Annotated in this window: 20 protein-coding genes, 1 tRNA gene and 1 riboswitch; all 21 genes read left to right on the forward strand. The window is 36.0% G+C overall.

Annotation, left to right across the window (positions count from 1 at the left end):
• Positions 1 to 33 precede the first annotated feature (33 nt).
• The 21 genes from HF969_RS02745 to HF969_RS02850 all read left to right on the forward strand — a co-directional run bounded on the left by HF969_RS02745 (position 34) and on the right by HF969_RS02850 (position 19,638).
• Positions 34 to 492, forward strand: coding sequence for a hypothetical protein (locus HF969_RS02745; protein ID WP_090289243.1), 459 nt, complete (start codon positions 34 to 36; stop codon positions 490 to 492).
• Complete coding sequence (locus tag HF969_RS02750; RefSeq protein ID WP_090289244.1) at positions 492 to 2,009, forward strand: TIGR04282 family arsenosugar biosynthesis glycosyltransferase; 1,518 nt, start codon at positions 492 to 494, stop codon at positions 2,007 to 2,009. The genes HF969_RS02745 and HF969_RS02750 overlap by 1 nt, the downstream gene beginning before the upstream one ends.
• Positions 2,006 to 2,686, forward strand: a complete 681-nt coding sequence (locus HF969_RS02755) for a TIGR04283 family arsenosugar biosynthesis glycosyltransferase (RefSeq protein WP_090289245.1) — start codon at positions 2,006 to 2,008, stop codon at positions 2,684 to 2,686. The genes HF969_RS02750 and HF969_RS02755 overlap by 4 nt, the downstream gene beginning before the upstream one ends.
• A gap of 11 nt (positions 2,687 to 2,697) precedes the next feature.
• The gene (locus HF969_RS02760) at positions 2,698 to 3,417 is read left to right on the forward strand and encodes a glycine/sarcosine/betaine reductase selenoprotein B family protein (RefSeq protein ID WP_342706689.1); all 720 of its coding nucleotides are present in this window, start codon (positions 2,698 to 2,700) and stop codon (positions 3,415 to 3,417) included.
• A gap of 366 nt (positions 3,418 to 3,783) precedes the next feature.
• Complete coding sequence (locus HF969_RS02770; RefSeq protein ID WP_090289248.1) at positions 3,784 to 4,437, forward strand: cytochrome c biogenesis CcdA family protein; 654 nt, start codon at positions 3,784 to 3,786, stop codon at positions 4,435 to 4,437.
• Positions 4,438 to 4,447: 10 nt separating this feature from the next.
• A complete protein-coding gene (locus HF969_RS02775) occupies positions 4,448 to 5,125 on the forward strand; it encodes a TlpA family protein disulfide reductase (RefSeq protein WP_090289249.1) in 678 nt (225 codons plus the stop codon).
• A 76-nt stretch (positions 5,126 to 5,201) separates the two neighbouring features.
• Complete coding sequence (locus HF969_RS02780; RefSeq protein ID WP_090289250.1) at positions 5,202 to 5,891, forward strand: TVP38/TMEM64 family protein; 690 nt, start codon at positions 5,202 to 5,204, stop codon at positions 5,889 to 5,891.
• A 16-nt stretch (positions 5,892 to 5,907) separates the two neighbouring features.
• Complete coding sequence (locus HF969_RS02785) at positions 5,908 to 6,555, forward strand: TVP38/TMEM64 family protein (RefSeq protein WP_245694799.1); 648 nt, start codon at positions 5,908 to 5,910, stop codon at positions 6,553 to 6,555.
• Between the two features lie 4 nt (positions 6,556 to 6,559).
• A complete protein-coding gene (locus HF969_RS02790) occupies positions 6,560 to 7,468 on the forward strand; it encodes a nucleoside hydrolase (RefSeq protein ID WP_090289251.1) in 909 nt (302 codons plus the stop codon).
• Between the two features lie 15 nt (positions 7,469 to 7,483).
• Positions 7,484 to 7,864: a hypothetical protein gene (locus tag HF969_RS02795; protein ID WP_090289252.1), complete on the forward strand. Its 381-nt coding sequence runs from the start codon at positions 7,484 to 7,486 to the stop codon at positions 7,862 to 7,864.
• A gap of 23 nt (positions 7,865 to 7,887) precedes the next feature.
• Positions 7,888 to 8,625, forward strand: a complete 738-nt coding sequence (locus HF969_RS02800; protein ID WP_245694800.1) for a YdjY domain-containing protein — start codon at positions 7,888 to 7,890, stop codon at positions 8,623 to 8,625.
• 202 nt (positions 8,626 to 8,827) lie between these two features.
• Positions 8,828 to 8,924 (forward strand) — tRNA-Sec (locus tag HF969_RS02805).
• A gap of 224 nt (positions 8,925 to 9,148) precedes the next feature.
• Positions 9,149 to 9,289, forward strand: a riboswitch (adenosylcobalamin (AdoCbl) riboswitch).
• A gap of 116 nt (positions 9,290 to 9,405) precedes the next feature.
• Positions 9,406 to 9,639 (forward strand): glutaredoxin family protein, encoded by a 234-nt coding sequence (locus HF969_RS02810; protein ID WP_090289253.1) that lies wholly within the window; start codon positions 9,406 to 9,408, stop codon positions 9,637 to 9,639.
• The gene (gene nrdI, locus HF969_RS02815) at positions 9,633 to 10,001 is read left to right on the forward strand and encodes a class Ib ribonucleoside-diphosphate reductase assembly flavoprotein NrdI (RefSeq protein WP_090289254.1); all 369 of its coding nucleotides are present in this window, start codon (positions 9,633 to 9,635) and stop codon (positions 9,999 to 10,001) included. The genes HF969_RS02810 and nrdI overlap by 7 nt, the downstream gene beginning before the upstream one ends.
• On the forward strand, positions 9,994 to 12,189 hold the full coding sequence (gene nrdE, locus HF969_RS02820) for a class 1b ribonucleoside-diphosphate reductase subunit alpha (protein WP_090289255.1): 2,196 nt from the start codon (positions 9,994 to 9,996) through the stop codon (positions 12,187 to 12,189). The genes nrdI and nrdE overlap by 8 nt, the downstream gene beginning before the upstream one ends.
• Before the next feature lie 9 nt (positions 12,190 to 12,198).
• Positions 12,199 to 13,194 (forward strand): class 1b ribonucleoside-diphosphate reductase subunit beta, encoded by a 996-nt coding sequence (gene nrdF / locus HF969_RS02825; RefSeq protein WP_090289256.1) that lies wholly within the window; start codon positions 12,199 to 12,201, stop codon positions 13,192 to 13,194.
• A gap of 18 nt (positions 13,195 to 13,212) precedes the next feature.
• Positions 13,213 to 15,378, forward strand: a complete 2,166-nt coding sequence (gene nrdD, locus HF969_RS02830) for an anaerobic ribonucleoside-triphosphate reductase (protein WP_090289257.1) — start codon at positions 13,213 to 13,215, stop codon at positions 15,376 to 15,378.
• Entirely contained in the window at positions 15,375 to 15,950 is a 576-nt protein-coding gene (nrdG, locus tag HF969_RS02835; RefSeq protein ID WP_090289258.1) for an anaerobic ribonucleoside-triphosphate reductase activating protein, read from the forward strand. Before nrdD ends, nrdG begins: the two co-directional genes overlap by 4 nt.
• Positions 15,951 to 16,173: 223 nt before the next feature.
• Positions 16,174 to 17,238 carry a DUF871 domain-containing protein gene (locus HF969_RS02840; protein ID WP_168427146.1) on the forward strand — a complete coding sequence of 355 codons (1,065 nt, stop codon included), beginning with the start codon at positions 16,174 to 16,176 and terminating at the stop codon, positions 17,236 to 17,238.
• Position 17,239: 1 nt separating this feature from the next.
• Complete coding sequence (murQ, locus tag HF969_RS02845) at positions 17,240 to 18,142, forward strand: N-acetylmuramic acid 6-phosphate etherase (protein ID WP_090289260.1); 903 nt, start codon at positions 17,240 to 17,242, stop codon at positions 18,140 to 18,142.
• Complete coding sequence (locus tag HF969_RS02850) at positions 18,142 to 19,638, forward strand: PTS transporter subunit EIIC (protein WP_090289261.1); 1,497 nt, start codon at positions 18,142 to 18,144, stop codon at positions 19,636 to 19,638. Before murQ ends, HF969_RS02850 begins: the two co-directional genes overlap by 1 nt.
• The last annotated feature ends 3 nt before the right edge of the window (positions 19,639 to 19,641 follow it).

Genomic DNA, 19,641 nt, shown 5'->3' on the forward strand with positions numbered 1-19,641 from the left:
TATAATGATCAGAGTTATAATAGGAGGCTTGTTATGATTAGTAAAATATATTGGTTTCTAGAAGTTGTGATTATTGGGGTAGGATTTTTCTTAAATGATTATGCAAAAAAACGTTCGGGATTATATCGACATCTCTATTACCGGGAATTCCAATTTACGGAAAGCTGGTTTGCTGAAAATATGCATTGGCTCTGGTTTGGGCTTGCCCTATTACTCATGACAGTAGCTTTTTTTGCTTTAATCCAAACAAAAAAACACATTCATGTTTCCTATCAACTTTCATGGAAGGTGCATTGGTTCATTTTAGCAATGATCGGTTTATCAATGTTCGGGATATTAACTTTTCTTGCCGATAAGAAGGTTTTTATCGCTTATCCTTATTTTTTAATAGGCTTGCCACTCTTAGGAATAGGAAACTTAATGGGTGGTTTATTGATCTTAGGCTTTCATCCTTCAGGTCAAGAAATTAAGACAAAAACTGGAGGAATGTAATGTCAAATGCAATCATTTATTTTGTGAAACTCCCTCTGATTGGCTATAACAAAACGCGACTACAAGGTTTCTTACCAAAAGAAGATATTCATCATTTATCGATCTATCTTTTACAAGAAACTTTTAAAGAAATTTGTCAAACAGAAGCAGATGTTTTTGTTTATGTTTCCCCAGCTGAAAAAAAGTTGGAAATACAGTCTTATTTAAAGATTGATGAGAAAAATATTTATGGTCAAAGTGAGGAATCACACTTGGGTAAAAGAATGTCACAAGCCATGCAACAAATCTTTAAGCAAGGCTATGATAAAGTTATTTTATTAGGCTGTGATCTTGTCGATGTCAATCATCTTTTATTGAATCGTGTGATTAGGATGCTTGATCATGAAGATGTCGTCTTAACGCCTACCTTAGATGGAGGTTATGGCATTATTGGTAGTCGTTTTTTTTCTCCTGTTATGTTTGATTTGGAGACTTATTCGCACGATGAGGTTTGTCAAAAAACAATAAAAAAAATTGCTGAAGCCGGACTTTCTTATGCCCTCACTGAAACCATTCGAGACTTAGATACACGAGAAGATGTGGTACGTTTTTTATCGGGAGATCCGAACGCTGTGTATTTTAATCAAGGTGAATATAATGCTAATTTTTTGATTGATAAAGGCAAGAAAATTTTCAGAATCGCCTTAGGCTCGCAAATGCAATTATCTAATCAAATTGAATATGAGTTTCAAGTATTGAAGGCTTTAGCCCCGACAGGGGTGGTCCCTAAAGTCTATGAATGTCATCCTCAGACGAAATTGCTAGGCAAGGGTTATTTAGTGGAAGAATATTTACCAGGTCGTCCTTTAGATTATCAGACAGATTTATCGATTGCAGCTCAACTATTAGCGAAAATTCATAGTGTAGATAGTGAAAAGATTCCCCATTTAATTCGTGCAAAGTTTCCATTTTCAGTAATGTATAATGAATTTCTTGACATGTATAGTCACTATCAAAGCTGGACAGGTAGGGATCCTAAGGTTATTGAATTAATTGACTCTTTAATGCAAGGGTTAAAAAAATATTCCTTGCGGAGTGAATTGAGTAATCCTTGTGTAATCAATACAGAACTTAACTCGCATAATTTTTTAATTAATCCGGGAGAGCACTCTTATATAATCGATTGGGAAAAACCTTTGGTTGGAGAAAGGGAACAAGATATAGCTCACTTTCTAGCGCCAACAACTACACTTTGGAAGACTAATCAATTACTTACCTCAAGCCAGATTAAAGAATTTATCAGAGACTATAATGAGGTTTCAGGGGTAAAGATCAATACGAATAAACTTAAAAAATATCTACATTTCACTTGTTTACGGGGAATAACCTGGTGTTCTATGGCTTACGTTCAATATTTAGAATCAGAGAAAATCAAAGCCAACGATCAGTCTTTTCAAACAATCAAACGCTTTATTAGTCCTGCATTCTTAACTCGTATTGAGCAATATATTAAGTCTCTTGAGGAGGCAGATTTATGATTATTCAGTTAAGTGTGATTATTCCTGTTTTCAATGAAATCGAAATCTTGCCAGAAACTATTCAAAATTTTGAGCAATGGAAAGACTCTGATGTTGAATTAATTTTTGTAGATGGTGGAAGTATTGATGGGACGCTGGCTTATCTCAACAAACATAAGTATAGAGTTATAAAAAGCTCCAAAGGTCGTGGTCACCAACTAGATCAAGGGGTTAAACAGGCTCAAGGTGATTATCTGCTTTTTTTGCATGCAGACAATTATTTTATAGATTCACCTAAACGAGAAATCCTCAAATGTTTATCACAAGGTAAAATAGGGGCTTTCAAACTTAGCTTTACATCCGATAATTGGAAACAAAAATGCATTGCCTATGGCTCCAATTGGCGTTTGAAGCACCGAAAGATTGCTTTTGGTGATCAGGGTATTTTTGTGCGAAAGAATTATTATCAAGAGTTAGGTGGTTTTCGTTCCTTACCTTTAATGGAAGATTATGATTTATCGTTGAGAAGTAGATCGAAAGGCGAAAAGATGATGCGTGCTGAACAGTTTATTCATACTTCTGACCGCCGTTTTAAAGAAAAAGGCATTTTAAAAACTTTGTTGAAGATGCAATATTGTCAGTATCTCTTTCGCAAAAATGCCTCAATGGAAAGAATTATGAATGTCTATTACTCGTAGAAGGGATTATTATGAAGAAAAGAAGTATCAAAGAAAATATTATCGCTGCTATGGCCAAGCGGATGGTAGTTACAATTGAAGAACCACCACAAATCGTGGAATTAACAAAGCCTCTTTCAAAATGTAACGTAGCCTTCATAACGACAGCAGGGGCTCATTTAAAAGTTGATCAACCATTTAATATCAAAGGCGATCATACCTACCGAGTAATTCCTGGTAAAAGTAAGAAGGCGGATATAATGATCACTCACGATCATTATGATCACGGACCGGCAGATCAAGATTTAAACTGTGTTTTCCCGCTCGAAATGCTACAAGAAATGGCTGATCAGGGCAGAATTGGTTCAGTGGCACCTCGTCATTATGGTTTGATGGGGTACATTCCTAAAGTCAACTTATTAATGAATGAGACGGCTCCAGAAATCGCTGGTCAACTCGTTGCAGATCAAGTTGATTTAGCATTGCTTTCGCCTGGTTGATATATATGCCATCAGTCCGTTGGACTTATTCAAAGAGAAATAGAGAAACAGGGAATTCGATCTGTTTCAATCATGCATTTACCGAAGTTAGCCATAAAAACTAGACCTCCAAGAATGCTTACGGTCGATTTTCCACTTGGTTTAACTTTCGGTGCAGCCCACGACCAAACGAAGCATTGGCAAGTGATGGAACAATTACTTGATTTCGCCGTCAACGGGGGTGTTGAAGAAGTAAAAGCCTTTCGTGAGTAGGATGTTTTGGTAAATATATCTATTTAGATTTATGATAAATAGTATGGCTTTCGACCAATTATCCTATCGATGCGGCTATCTAAAAGGATTTAGTATCATTAGAAAGTTTAATGAGTGTGTTTAACTATGACAAAGTCTATTAACAAAAGTACAGACATTTGATAGACTGATCAGGTGTTTCTTCTATTAATATGCGTCTTTGTATATTAAAGGGTGCTTATAGTTATAATCATTTTTTTGGTCTATCTTTAAAGGAATGGAATTTTAACTCCTGATGAATAGGAGGGCCTTTTCTACCGAGTTGAGTGCATTTTAATTGTTTGAAGCGTTGCACATGATAAAATTTGATAGAAAGGAGAAAAGATGATGGACTATTTGTTATTGTTTATTGAAGGATTAATGACTTTTATTTCACCTTGTTTGTTGCCCATGATTCCTCTCTATATTGCTTTTTTTGCTGGTGGAAAGGGTGAAAACACAACCAAACAAACATTGATAAAGTCGACCATGTTTATGTTAGGTTTTTCAACAATTTTTATTTTGTTGAGTTTGTTTGTATCGACAATTGGCGTTTATTTTATGGCTCATCGTCAGTTCGTTAATCTTCTAGCAGGTAGTATGATGATAGTGATGGGTATTGACTTTTTAAATGGCCAAAAACTAATGACCAAAATATTGCCCCAATCGACGGGTAGTCAAGTGGCAAATCCTTATTTATTTGGTTTAATTTTTGCTCTATCTTGGTCACCTTGTGTGGGAACTTTTCTAGCTTCTGCGTTAACCTATATAGCTAGCGTGGCTACAAGCTGGACTTCTTTTCTATTAATCGTTAGTTATTGTTTGGGTCTAGGAATTCCTTTTATATTATCGGCTTTACTTGTTGATGAGAGTAAAAAAGCCCTAAATTTTATAAAAAAACATTACCGATTGGTTAATACTTTTTCAGGCCTATTCTTGATTATTTTTGGGTTATTAACGATGGTTGGTTTTTTAGAGTCATTATTACTGAAACTTATTTAGGAGGAATAAAATGAAGAAATTACTAACTTATGGATTGCTTCTAGTAGCCGTCATTGGTCTAGGAGCTTTTGTATACAATCAGGTACACGATCAACCTCTGTCTTTGAATCAATCAACTTCTGATCCAAAGACTGTTGACGATTCCATTATCACTACTGAAGAACTAAAAACAGAAGATGAAGAGAAAAAAACTAAACTTAGTCAAAAAACAAGTCAAGAAAAAAATGTGACGATGACTACTCTAGAAGAGGAAAAAGATCCTTTTAAACATCTAGATGTCGAGAGTGTTTTGATTAAAGATCAAACTGAGAAGACCATTCAATTATCGGAAAATTTTGGGCGGCCTATGGTGATCAATGTTTGGGCTACTTGGTGTCCACCTTGCCGTAAGGAAATGCCCTATTTTCAAAGAGCTTGGGAACAGTATCAAGGCGATATTGACTTCTATATGATCAATGCTACCCATTCTAAACCAGGGGAAACCAGTGAAGCAGTCAATGAATATGTTGCAGAGCTAGACTTAAATTTACCAATTTATTTTGATGTAAACTTTTCAACTATGTTAGCCTTACAGGCAACCTTTTTACCAACCACCATCTTTATTAATGCAGACGGTGAAGTCGTTCACCACCAACTTGGCTTAATGGGTGAAGACCAATTGTTAGAAAAGATTGAGGAATTATTATAAATCCACACTTTAAAGGAGGGAAGAAGTTTTTTGTAAATAGTGATCATTTTTTAATTTTATTAATTAGGAGGTACTCATGAAAAAAAGTCAAATTGCTGTTATTTTTGCACTAATCCTTTCACTCTTATGCTATTTCTTCATTCCATCGTTTCAGTCCTTTATTAATGAGTCTATCTCAGCGATGAAGTCTGTTAATTTGGAAGATACCATTTCTTTTATTCGTTCTTATGGTAATGTTGCGGTGGTTGTCTCTTTTTTCCTCATGATATTGCAATCCGTTTTATCACCCATACCCGCTTTTTTAATTACCTTATCTAATGCAGCGATTTTCGGTTGGTTATGGGGTGCTGTATTATCTTGGACATCTTCGATGGCTGGAGCGGCTTTATGCTTTTATATTGCAAAAATTTTGGGACGTGATGTGGTGACTAAATTTACGAGCAATACAGCTTTGAAATCATTGGATGTCTTTTTTGAGAAATATGGTCAGTATACAATTGTTGTCTGTCGCTTATTACCGTTTATTAGTTTTGACTTGGTGTCTTATGCTGCTGGCTTAACTTCAATGACATTTTGGCCTTTTTTCTTAGCAACTGGAATTGGTCAGTTGCCAGCAACGATCGTTTACTCTTATATCGGTCAGAATTTTAGTGGAGGAGGCAAACAATTGTTTTATGGTTTAATGCTATTATTTGCCGTAACAATTGTTATTTATATTGTTAAATCAATTTATAATGAACGCCATGCGAAAAATACAGTTAAATAAGTGGTTCAAAATAGGCATGGTTATCCTACTAACGTTCTTAAGTATTTGGCTTACCTTAAATTTTTCAACGGATCGTGTTCGTGAGATGATTATTCAATCGGGTTCCTCCGGTAAGTGGATATATATATTACTTTGGGTCTTTTTACCTATGGGCTTTTTTCCAGTAGCATTTTTAGCCTTTGTTGGTGGAATGGGATTCGGCTTATGGATGGGCTCCTTCTTAACTTTTATTGGAGCGGCCTTAAATTTAACCTTTATGTTTCTCATCTCACGTTACTTATTTAGACAACCGGTCCAAACCTTTCTGTTTAAGCGCTATCCAAAGTCTAAAGGGATTCTAACAACGGATAATCAGCATTTAAAATTGGTCCTAGCATTAGCCCGTATCATGCCAATCATTCCTTATAATGTTGAAAATTATGCTTTTGGTTTGACGGATATCTCTTTGTGGGATTATTTATGGATTTCATTATTATGTATTTTGCCAGGTACTTTTATTTTTGTGAATGTAGGAGATAAGGCACTTGAACCAACCGACACTCCATTTATGCTATCAATTGCTTTAATGGCTTTGCTCGTTATTGGAACGGCTTTTCTGGCTAAATTTATAAAAAAGAAAAATCCAGAAGTAGCAGATAAATTAGAGGTAGATGAGGGAGACTAAAATTATGAAAGTTGTAATTGATTTTGATAACACTTTTTATATCCCCAACCGAGACATAGATGATGGCCTTGCCTTAATGTATTTATTAGGTAGTCCTGAAGTTGATCTGGTAGGTATAACTTCAACCTTTGGAAATGCTTCAATCAAAGAAGTCGATCGTTGCACTCGAAGATTAATGAGTGATTTAGCTATTCAAAGAATTCCTTATGCCAGAGGAGCTAAAGAATCCGGCGATTACTTGACACCAGCCAGTAAATTATTGTCTGATTTAGCCAATCAGTATGCGGGAGAATTAGCCGTGATCGCTGTGGGTTCTATGACGAATCTTCATGGTGCTTATTTGAGAAATAGGAATTTTTTTAAAAAAGTGAAACAAATAGTTTTAATGGGGGGAGTTACACAGCCCTTAATATTTGATAACCAAGAAATGCTTGAATTAAATTTTTCTTGTGATCCACAAGCAAGTTTTACTGTTTTAACTAAGGGAAATAATGTTTCTACCCTGACTGGTAACAACTGTTTAGATCTCTTGTTTACAAGAGATGAATATGAACGAGCTTTTGCAGGAAATTCTTCGCGCATTGCTTCTCTCATTCAAAAATATGCTGAACCTTGGTTTATAGATAATGAATATGAGTATGGAATTAAAGGGTTTTATAATTGGGATTCTTTAGCTGCGGTTTATTTAGTGAATCCAGCGCTTTATGAAGACCAATGGACACATCGCTATGTTTCGATTAAGAGTTTATCCTCGGGTTCATTAAATGCGGATGATTGGGACCCTACCACCTATGCGAGATCTAGACCATTTAAAAAAGTATATATAAATACGCCAAGAGTCAAAAAGGATAATCTTATAAGAGAAAATTTATTCCAGCGCTGGCTTAATGTTAAAGTGGATAGTTTTGAATAAGAAAGGAGGAAATAGATGTTTAAGTGGGATAATTTATTATCAGCAATTTGCTCCGGGTTTATATTTGCAATCTTAGCCGGTGGTTTAATGTCTTACTGGGTTTGGCTTGAAATGCGAGTCCATACCTGGGTACTGTGTTGGCTTGTTTTTGCTCTATTTATTGTGCTAAGTATGTTATTCAAGATCAAACCGATCACTTATTTCATTGGTCTGATTAGTGTAGTCGTTTTAATGATCGCTAAGTCGCCAAATATTTTCTTCTATAATGTTCGCGACATGTTTTTCTTGGATATGAAATTTGGTCAAATCAAAATCATCACACTATCTATCATGTTGATGATGACAGTAGTTATGATCTATCTATGGTATAGAGAAAGAAAGTTAAATAAATTTTAGTTGAATATGAAAGGATAAATATAATGAAAAAAATAGTCACAAAAATCACAACAGTAGTTTTATCCGTTTTAGTGATTTTCTCTTTGACAGTCCCAACGTTCGCCGAAACTGAAAAAGCAGTCGAATTACCAACTGAAGAGAATCCTATGGTTGTTGACAAAGAAGCTGGAACCATCTCGATCTATGCTTATGTAAATGGAAAATATTTAGAGACTTCCACACGTCATGCGGTGGTATTTGATGACGGCAACTTTGGTGGTAAATCTGTATATGGCACAAAAGCGAATCAAAATGACTTTTATGAAGCTTTATTGGAGATTGGTGCAAGGCCAGGAAACAATATGACCGTTGAGAATGCTGAAGAAACACATGTTGAAGGTGACTTGATGGATATTAAGGTGTTTTGGGAAGGGGCTGACAAAGAATACGATCTTGGCGAAACAATTGTAGACTCAAATGGAAAGGAGTTCGAATTTCACTTTGGAGGAAATAAAGGCCGTGCTCATGAAAAACATACTGGGTGTATCACTTGTTTAGATTCTTGTCCTGTAGGTTTAATCTCGAATTCAACATATACTTATGGTGCAGTTGAAAAAAGAGGAGAAGTAGAATTTTTTGGCAACCCTAAAATTCTTCCTGAAGAAGGAACACCTGTAATTATCACTTATTCCTTTCACAAAGAGGGGGATAAAGTAGAATCTTTAAATAAAAAGGAAGATAAAAAAACAGGATCAAAGCAAACAAGTGAGGAAGAAAAATAATTCTACTTCTGAGAAATTTAACGGAAGCTAGTCTGTCTGTTTCAAACCGTTTCTTTTTAAAGTGCAATGGTAAAAGTCTTTCTTAAGGCTTGAATTAAGAGGGGGGGAGAACCTTTCCCCCCTTTTTAAAATAGATAAAATCACTTGCATTTTTATTTAAAGATTGGTAATATTGTAAGAGTCTTGTTCAAAGATCTTGCATGGGAGCGGATGGGTTCTGGTGTGCCCTCTGGTCTTCAAAACCAGTATGAGGCGTTAAGAGCGTCTTGGGTGAGTTCGATTCTCACACGTTCCCGCCAGGAAATTAAACTAGCCTAGTTAATCACACAAATGTGTGAACGACTAGGCTATTATTTTTACACGTAGGATTTTTTATTGGGAATCGTCCTAAGCGATCTTCTCGAATGTACTAAGTAAAAGTCGCTAATTCATGTTTGTATTCGGAATATAAATGTTTTTTTATTTTGGACGATTTAACTTGTTTAACCCAACATCTTGTGGTAATCTAATTTTAGAACACAAGATATAGACAAAATATAAATAATTTTGGAGAAGCAGGTTAGAATCCTGCACAGTCCCTATGCTACTGTATTTGAGTTATCTCATAAGTCAGATCGCCAGATTATTTATCACACTTATCACTTCTCAGGGTTTAGTGATCTTTGGAAATATTCTTTAGTAGCAGATCTAGGTCTCCACCTAGGCTTTGCCTCCTTTTGATTTGACCATCGACTTTCCTGAGAAGGAAAGTCTTTTTTTGTCAAGGAGGAGAACAATACTATGGAAAAAATTACTTTATACAGCAAATCAGGTTGTGGGCAGTGTGTCTTTTTAAAAAGATACTTGGATAGTAAAGGTGTTAGCTATCAAGAGAAAAGTGTGGAAGATCAAAATAATTTAGAGGAAGTGAAAGAGCTCAATTGTCAGAGTTTACCTGTTGTTTTGATTGGACATTCTGAACCGATTGTCGGCTTTAAACCCGATTTAATCGAAAGATTATTAAGTCAATGCTAGCTATCGTTTTTATTAGTTTAACTGGACAAACTCGGCGTTTCGTGGAAAAACTTTCTGCGGATCAACAATTAGAAATAGATGACCGAAATTGTGATGTTACAATGAAACAACCTTTCTTATTGATTGTTCCTACCTACCAAGAAATAGTCCGCGAGTTGGTCGATGACTTTTTAGCCGTTGAAGGTAATTTGGAAAAGTGCCGCGGTATAGTAGGCGCTGGAAATTTGAATTTTGCCCAATTATTTTGTTTTACGGCTAAGGATATTAGTCGTGACTATCGAATTCCTTTAATTCACCAGATAGAATTTCAAGGCAATGAGACAGATGTCTCATATATTAAGGAGGTAATGCGTAATGGGTGAGGAGCAAACACTAAAGAAAAAAAGTTATTTCCATTGGAATAATCAATTAAACATTCCTGAAGAGGGAGTGATCCCTCTGTATAAAGATCAAAAAGCACTTGAGGCGTATTATCAAGAAGAAATTGAAGCCAATAGTCTTTCATTTGCTTCTTTGGAAGAAAAAATTGACTATTTATTGAAAAATGATTATTTAGAAGAAGAACTCATTAACAAATATTTAGAGCCTGCTGAAAGCGACCAAGATCGATATGCTTTTATCAAACGAATGTATCAATTTTTAGAAAACAAAAACTTTAAATTTAAGTCTTTTATGGGAGCTTATAAATTTTATAATCAATACGCTTTAAAAACGAATGATGGGCGCAAGTATTTAGAAAGTTTCGTCGACCGTGTGGCAATGAATGCTCTATATTTAGCAGATGGTGATCGCCAACTGGCATTGGATATTGCTGAAGAATTAATTTCCCAGCGTTATCAGCCCGCAACACCTACTTTCTTAAATGCTGGTAAGAAACGTCGGGGTGAAATGGTGTCATGTTTCTTATTAGATGTCGATGACTCCATGTTATCAATTGGAAGAGCGATTAATTCAGCGCTACAACTTTCCAGAAAAGGGGGAGGAGTAGGCGTTAACCTTTCCAATATTCGAGCTGCAGGTGATCCGATTAAGTCTATCGAAAATGCATCTTCAGGTGTTGTTCCAGTAATGAAGTTATTAGAAGATTCTTTCTCTTATTCTAATCAACTCGGACAAAGAAATGGAGCTGGCGTTGTTTACTTGAATGTTTTTCATCCAGATATCCTTGCTTTTCTATCCTGTAAGAAGGAGAACGCAGACGAGAAGATTCGTGTTAAAACACTTTCGCTCGGAGTGGTTGTTCCAGACAAGTTTTACGACTTAGTAAAACATAATGAGGCGATGTATCTTTTCAGTCCTTATGACATAGAAAAAGAATACGGCGTACCATTCTCTTATTTTGATCTTAGTGAGAATTATCAAGACTTAGTGGACAATCCCAATATTCGTAAAAAGAAAATTCAAGCCCGTGAATTAGAAACAGAAATATCCAAATTGCAACAGGAGTCAGGTTATCCTTATATTATTAATATTGACACGGTAAATCGGGCCAATCCAGTAGAGGGAAAAGTTATCATGTCCAATCTCTGTTCAGAAATTTTTCAAGTTCAAGAGCCATCGATCTTAAATGATGATTTATCTTACCAAAAGCTAGGTAGCGATATCTCTTGTAACTTAGCTTCTACCAATATGGAAAAAATGCTTAAAAGTCCTGATTTCGGCAAGTCGGTAGAAGTAGCTGTACGTGCTTTGACAACTGTTTCGGACAAGACAAAAATGAAAGAAGTACCAACCGTTCAAAATGGTAATGATCTTTACCATACGATTGGTCTAGGAGCAATGGGTTTTCACACCCTTTTAGCAAAAAACAAAATCGTATATGGATCAAAAGCTTCTATCGAGATTATTGAAGCCTACTTTATTGGTTTGAACTATTATAGTTTACTGGCATCTAATAAAATTGCGCAAGAGAAGGGAGAAGCCTTCCATAACTTTGAAAAATCGAAGTATGCTGATGGGTCTTATTTTCTACCTTATCTTGAAGAAGATTTCACTTTCCAAGAACCAGCCGCTGCAGAATTATTCAAAAATATCCAATTACCTACAAGAGCAGATTGGCAAACATTGGCAGAAAGAGTTAAAAAACACGGTCTTTACCACAGGAATCGTTTAGCAGTAGCACCTAATGGGTCTATTTCATACTTAAATGAAACTTCTGCCTCTTTACACCCCATTACTCACCGGATGGAGTTGAGGCAAGAACAAAAAAATGGAGCAATCTATTATCCTGCTCCGGGCTTATCAAATGAAACTTTGCCTTATTATCAAACCGCTTATGAAATGGACCAAAGACGCATTATTGATGTCTATGCTGCTGCTCAAAAACATATTGATCAAGGAATGTCATTAACGCTCTTTATGCTGTCTGAACTTCCTGAAGGGATTTATGAATGGAAGCAGCCAGGAATTAATCAAATGACCACGCGTGATTTGAATATCCTCCGCCATTATGCTTTCTCGAAAGGTATCAAATCGCTCTATTATGTAAGAACTCATAGCCTAGACGGCGATGTAATCGGAGCTAATCAATGTGAATCATGTATGATTTAGGAGGAAATTATGACAAATTTTTTACATTACCAAGCAATTGATTGGAATCGGATAGAAGATATCGTCGACAAAATGACTTGGGAAAAATTAACTTCTCAGTTCTGGTTAGATACCCGTATTCCAGTCTCCAACGACTTAAAGGATTGGCGCTCGCTGAGTGAAATTGAAAAAGATGTAGTGAATAAAGCCTTTGTCGGCTTGACTTTACTAGATACGCTCCAATCTGAGGAGGGAGCTAATGTTATGCGGGCAGATGTCCGTTCTCCTCATGAAGAGGCTGTCTTGAATAATATTTTGTTTATGGAATCAGTCCATGCAAAATCCTATTCAACCATCTTTATTTCTTTAAATGATTCAGCTGAAATTGATGAAATCTTTGAATGGGGCAATAATCATCCTTCTTTGCAGTATAAAGCAAAGGTCATTGAAGACATCTATCTATTACCTTCAGGAAAAGAAACGACTGAACAGATCATTAATGGCTTAAAGAAAAAAATAGCCAGTGTTTTCTTAGAATCCTTTCTCTTTTACAGCGGTTTTTACACCCCTTTATTTTATTTAGGTAATAATAAATTAGCCAATGTGGCTGAAATCATCAAATTGATCATTCGAGATGAATCGGTTCATGGGACTTATTTAGGCTATAAGTTTCAACTAGGCTACCAAGCATTAACGGACCAAGAGCAAGCAGAAGTTAAAGAATGGGCGTATAATCTTGTTTTTGATCTCTATATGAATGAATCTCAATATACCCAAGAAGTTTATGGTGCGATTGGCTGGGTAGAAGAAGTGGATTGTTTTGTTAAATATAATGCGAATAAAGCCCTACAAAACCTTGGTTTCGAATCGATCTTTGAGGGTGCAACAGCTCAAGATATTAATCCAATCGTTTACAACGGATTATCAACTGAAACAACCAACCATGACTTTTTCTCACAAGTGGGATCTGGATATTTAATGGGACGTGTCGAAGCAATGGAGGATGAAGATTACCAGTATTTGTAAAGGAGTGACAACCAGAAAATGGATCGAACAGTGGCATTTAAAAAAAGGAAATCTACTTTGATCACTATAAAGGTTAAAAAAAGGGATGGAAGTGTTGAAAAATTTATTTGGGGTAAATTAAAATGGTCCCTCAAAAAAGCTTTAAATTCACAAGATGAGCATGTAATTGAAGCTATATGTCAAGTGATATCAGAACAGTTAGTAGACCTGATCGACAGTTCTGAAATTAAACAAGTAATTGTTGAAGAATTAATAAAAATGGGTCGAGAGACGGTAGCTGATGAATATCTCGCTTATGCAGAGGCTAAACTTGAAAACTATCGTTCACAAATGCAACTACAAGACCGAATGAATCAACTTATTAAACGAGATCCGCGTTTGGTCAACGAAAATGCCAATAAAGATAGTCGAGTTTTTAATACATTAAGAGATCTGACTTGCGGCGTTACGGCTAAGGCTATTGGTTTGAATATGTTACCTAAGCAAGTAGCTAATGGTCATTTGAAAGGCAGTTTACACTTCCATGACTTAGATTATTCCCCTTATAGTCCTATGACTAACTGCTGTTTAATCGATATTGAGACCATGTTGAAACACGGGTTTCATATTGGTAATGCAGAAGTGGAAAGTCCGCGTTCGATTAATACCGCGACAGCTCAAATTGCTCAGATTATTGCCAATGTATCCTCTTGTCAATATGGTGGATGCTCAATTGATCGAATTGATGAAGTGCTAGCTCCCTATGCTGATCTAAACTTTCAAAAGAATATTGCCTTGGCAAAAGAATTGACAGACGATCAAGACCAAGCAGAAGCTTTTGCTAAAAATAAAACGCAAAAGGATATTTATGATGCCATGCAAAGCTTAGAATATGAAATCAATACTCTTTATTCTTCAAATGGTCAGACCCCATTTACCACTTTAGGTTTTGGATTAGGCACAAGTTGGTATGCACGAGAAATTCAAAAAGCTATTTTAAAAATTCGATTAAAGGGCTTAGGTAAAGAACATCGGACTGCTATTTTTCCTAAATTAGTATTCACTTTACGTAAGGGAACTAATCTTATGTTAGAAGATCCAAACTACGATATTAAACAATTAGCGCTTAAATGTGCCTGTAATCGGATGTACCCGGATGTACTAATGTACGACAAGATTAAAGAATTAACGGGTAGCTTCAAGGTGCCAATGGGCTGCCGATCCTTTTTACAAGGTTGGCAAGATGAGTCGGGCAAAGAGGTTAACAGTGGACGTATGAATTTAGGAGTAGTTACTTTGAATCTTCCACGGATAGCCATCGAATCTGATCATTCCTTTGAAAATTTTTGGGACCTGTTAAAAGACCGGTTAGAAATTGTCGGACAAGCACTGATTTATCGAGCCAAGCGGGTTAAAGAAGCTAAAACAGAAAATGCTCCAATCTTGTACCGTGAAGGTGCATTTGGCCACTATTTAGGGGCTGAAGACGAGGTCGATCAACTATTTAAAAACAAACGTGCTACTTTGTCGCTCGGCTATATCGGGCTTTATGAAATTACCGCCTACTTTTATGGTTCGAATTGGGAACAAAATCAATTAGCCAAAGCTTTCTCATTAGAAGTTATTCAAACACTTAAAAAGAAAGCCGATCAATTAGCGGACCAATATGGTTATCATTTTAGTGTTTATTCTACTCCTAGTGAGTCTTTAACCGATCGTTTTTGTCGTTTAGATCAAGCAAAATTTGGTTCGGTTGAAGATATTACGGATAAAGATTATTACACCAATTCCTTCCACTACGATGTTCGTAAAAGTCCCAATCCCTTTGAAAAAATTGATTTTGAAAAAGATTATGCCCCTTTTACTTCGGGCGGGTTTATCCATTATTGTGAGTATCCTAATTTAAGACAAAACCCTAAGGCGTTAGAAACCGTTTGGGATTATGCCTATGACAAAATTGGCTATTTGGGAACCAATACACCGATCGATCGCTGTTATGAATGTGGTTTTCAAGGTGAATTCAACCCTACTGAAAGAGGTTTTTCTTGCCCACAATGTAATAATCGCAATCCAGAAACTTGTGATGTTGTTAAAAGAACCTGTGGTTATTTGGGCAATCCTAATATTCGACCCATGGTAAAAGGGCGTCATAAAGAAATTCGCTCGCGCAAGAAGCATTTAACTGAGAGAATGTGCGATGAGTGAATGAGAAATATAAAAATCCAAAACCAAAAGAATGGCTCGCAGAAGATTACTGTTTAGGTAAAATTGCTGATTATAAACCTTTTAATTTTGTTGATGGTGAAGGAGTTCGTAACAGTATCTATGTTAGCGGTTGTCCTTTTAATTGTAAGGGTTGCTTTAATCGACGGATACAAAATTTTAATTATGGCGTACCTTATACTAAAGAGCTAGAAGATCAAATTATCGAAGACCTATCTCATGATTATGTTCAAGGATTAACGCTTTTAGGAGGAGAACCTTTTCTAAGTACTCCAATCTTGATTCCCCTGGTCAAGAAAGTTCGTATGATCTATGGTAACACTAAGGATATATGGTCTTGGTCAGGATATTATTTCGAGGAACTATTAAAAGATTCCCAGGATAAAAATGAACTCTTGTCATTGATTGATGTTCTGGTTGATGGCCGCTTTGATATTGATCGTAAAAATTTGAGTCTGCAATTTAGAGGAAGCAGTAATCAAAGAATTATTGATGTTACTAAGTCGTTACAAGAGAAACAAGTATGCCTTTGGAAACAAGGGGCTTATCGTTAGTAATCACTAAAACTATATAAAAATTTTTAAAATCCTTTCTAGATAATTTCTGGGAGGGATTTTTTTGTATTTAATAGAAATTAATAATCACTAACAGTGTATCTATTATGGTAATTATGAAATATTTTTTCAGATGTCTTCTTTATTTAACGAGTGTATTGAAATATTATTTTAAAGTTGATATAATACAATTAAGATAGCGGTTACATTAGGGAGGGATAATTTGTTTGGTATTTCTGTATTTTTAAATATTGATCAGCATCAGTCAAATTTGAAATATATCAAAGAGATGCGTTCTATTGGTGCAAAAGGTGTCTTTACTTCATTGCATATTCCTGAAGAAGATGTGGAAAATTATGCTCGACTATTGGGAGACATCGGGAAGTTATGTAGAGAATTGCAATTACAGCTTACTGTTGATATTTCTGCTCGATCACTTGAAAAAATTGGCTTTAGCATGGATCGCGTCGATCAATTAGTTGGTTTGGGCGTAACCTGCTTAAGACCCGATTTTGGAATTAATAATCAAATTATTGCCAAGTTAACTCACCACATAGATATAGCTTTGAATGCTTCAACAATTGATTATGAAGATATTATAGAATTAAAAAATAGGGGGGCTAATTTCCAAAGACTTGAGGCATGTCACAATTATTATCCCAGACCTGAGACTGGTCTAAGTCAGCAGTTTTTTGATCTTAAAAATAAATTTTTGCGAAGTATGGGACTTAGAATTATGGCCTTTATACCAGGAGATAAGCAAATGAGAGGTCCAATATTTGAGTCTTTGCCGACTTTAGAGATGCATCGTAGGAGCAATCCTTTTCAAGCCTTTCTCGATTTACAGCAGACCTACCATATAGATAAAATTTATCTTGCAGATCCAGGTATTTCGCCGGATTCAAAACATCAGTTTGATAAATATTTAATGGATAAAGTCGTTCCTTTAAGAGCTTATAAAACAGCTGTAGACCTACCGCTTATTGGAAAAAAACATACAAATCGTATGGATCCAGGTTCATTTGCTATTCGTAGTCAAGAGTCTCGTTTAGATTTAAAAGATGTAACGGTGGAAGCCCAAGCAATTAAAGAACGTAAAAAGGGGGCAATTACTTTAGACAACTATATGTATCAACGTTATCAGGGAGAATTACAGATTATCGTCAAGACTTTACCAGCTGATAAGCGAGTAAATGTAATTGGTCAAATTGTGGAACAAGATTTGGCGTTACTGGATCTAATAGGTCCTGGACAAGGGTTTGAAATTGAATGGGAAGGAGGTAGATAGTTTGGATTTAGACCGTTTATCAACTGAAACACGTAACAAAAACACTCTTAATTTAGATCAAATGGAGACACTTGAGATTATTCAAAAAATGAACCAAGAAGATAGAAAAATTTCGTTAGCTATAGAAAATCAATTGCCGAAAATTGCTGAAGTTATTCATGCAGTTGTTGAATCTTTTAATCGCGGAGGTCGTTTAATCTATTTTGGAGCAGGAACTAGTGGTCGACTCGGTGTTTTGGATGCAGCTGAATGTGTTCCTACATTTGGGGTTTCACCTGAAATGGTTGTTGGATTAATTGCTGGCGGAGATAAAGCCATGTTAAAGGCTGTTGAAGGGGCGGAAGATTCTAAAGACTTAGCAAAGGAAGAATTAAAGTCCATTAATTTGAATGAAAAGGATACAGTTGTAGGAATTGCAGCTAGCGGGCGAACCCCCTATGTGATTGGTGGGTTAGAGTATGCTCGTCAAGTAGGGGCGTACCGTGCAACATTAGCTTGTAATAAAGAAGCGGAGATATCCAACTATAGTCAAACGGCGATTGAAATAGTGGTTGGTCCAGAAATTTTAACAGGATCGACTCGCTTAAAAGCGGGAACTGCACAAAAATTAGTATTGAATATGATTTCTACTGCGGCTATGGTTGGAATTGGTAAAGTCTATCAAAATTTAATGGTTGATGTGCAACCGACTAATCAAAAACTAATAGAAAGAGCTAAAAGAATTATCATGCAAGCAACAGATGTTGATTATGAAACTGCTGAAAAATTCTTTAACTTGGCTGACTATGATGTTAAAACAGCCATTGTTATGATTTTAACTGAAAGTGATAAAGAAAAAGCTAAGGATTTATTAAAGAATAATGATGGATTTGTGCGACAAGCTATAATTAAGGAGGAAAAATAATGTCTAAAGAACAAGATATGGCTAAACAAATCGCCTCGAAAATTGGAGGATTGGAAAATACCAGCAAAATTTACAATTGTATGACTCGAGTTAGAATTGATTTACTAGATCCTAGCGAAGTAGAGGTCGAAGCATTAAAGCAAATTGAAGGTGTAATGGGAGTCGTCGAAGATGGCAACAATCTTCAAGTCATTGTAGGACCCGGCGCTTCTACCAAAGTAGCGACAGAGTTAAATGATATGGCAGGTATTCAACATACTGAACATATTGATGAAAATCTAGATCCAGAATTAACTAATAACCAAACAACTGTTAGGCAAAGAGCAGCTAATAATAAAGCTGCTTTAAAACAAAAGCAAAGTGACAATCAATTTAAACGCTTTACACGTATTATCGCGAGTATCTTTGTCCCTCTCATTCCTGCTTTTGTTGGTGCGGGTATTATTGGGGGGATTGCTTCTATTATTGGTAACCTTATTACTAGTGGGCATATAAGTGAAGCGAATTGGGGACAAATTCTTACAGTTCTCAATATTCTTAAAAATGGACTCTTTGCTTATCTAAATATATATGTGGGTATTAATGCAGCTAAGGTTTTCGGCGCAACAGAAGGTCTAGGAGGCGTTGTAGCTGGAGTAATTTACTTAACAGGAATGAGTGCAGAAGCGCCCTTGATGAATATTTTTTCAGGTCAACCTTTATCTCCTGGTCAAGGTGGTATGATTGGTGTAATTCTTGCTGTTTATCTCTTAAGTATCATGGAGAAGCAATTACGTAAAGTCATACCAAATTCTTTAGATATTATTTTCACACCAACTTTGGCACTTCTCGTGACCGGATTAATTACTATTTTCTTAATTATGCCTTTTGCTGGAGTAGTTTCTTCCAGTCTTGTGGGTAGTGTAAATTGGGTCTTAGAAGTAGGAGGGGCCTTAGCAGGGTTCATCTTAGGAGCAACTTTCCTACCATTAGTAATGTTTGGGCTTCATCAGGTTTTAACTCCTGTCCATGTCGAAATGATCAACTCAAGTGGAGCAACCTATTTATTACCAGTTTTAGCAATGGCAGGAGCAGGACAAGTTGGGGCTGCAATAGCATTATGGTTAAAAGCTCGTAAAAACAAACAATTATCATCCATGATTAAGGGCGCATTGCCAGTCGGTATTCTTGGAATAGGTGAACCTTTAATTTACGCAGTTACTCTACCTTTAGGACGACCATTTATAACAGCTTGCTTAGGTGGTGGTATTGGTGGTGCGGTAATTGGAGGAATCGGAAATATTGGAGCAACAGCAATAGGACCAAGTGGGGTTGCTTTAATTCCGCTAATTGCAGATGGACGTTGGTTTGGATATGTTTTAGGTTTACTTGCAGCTTATGCAGGTGGGTTTGTTTTAACTTATCTTTTTGGAGTTCCTCACGAAGCAACACTTCCAACCGAAATTCATGGCTCTTCAAGTAACTTAGATGTAAATGAAATGTTAAATAATCTATAATTA

Origin of the sequence: Facklamia miroungae (genome assembly GCF_012396555.1) — a bacterium.
GTDB classification, from domain to species: Bacteria; Bacillota; Bacilli; order Lactobacillales; family Aerococcaceae; genus Facklamia; species Facklamia miroungae.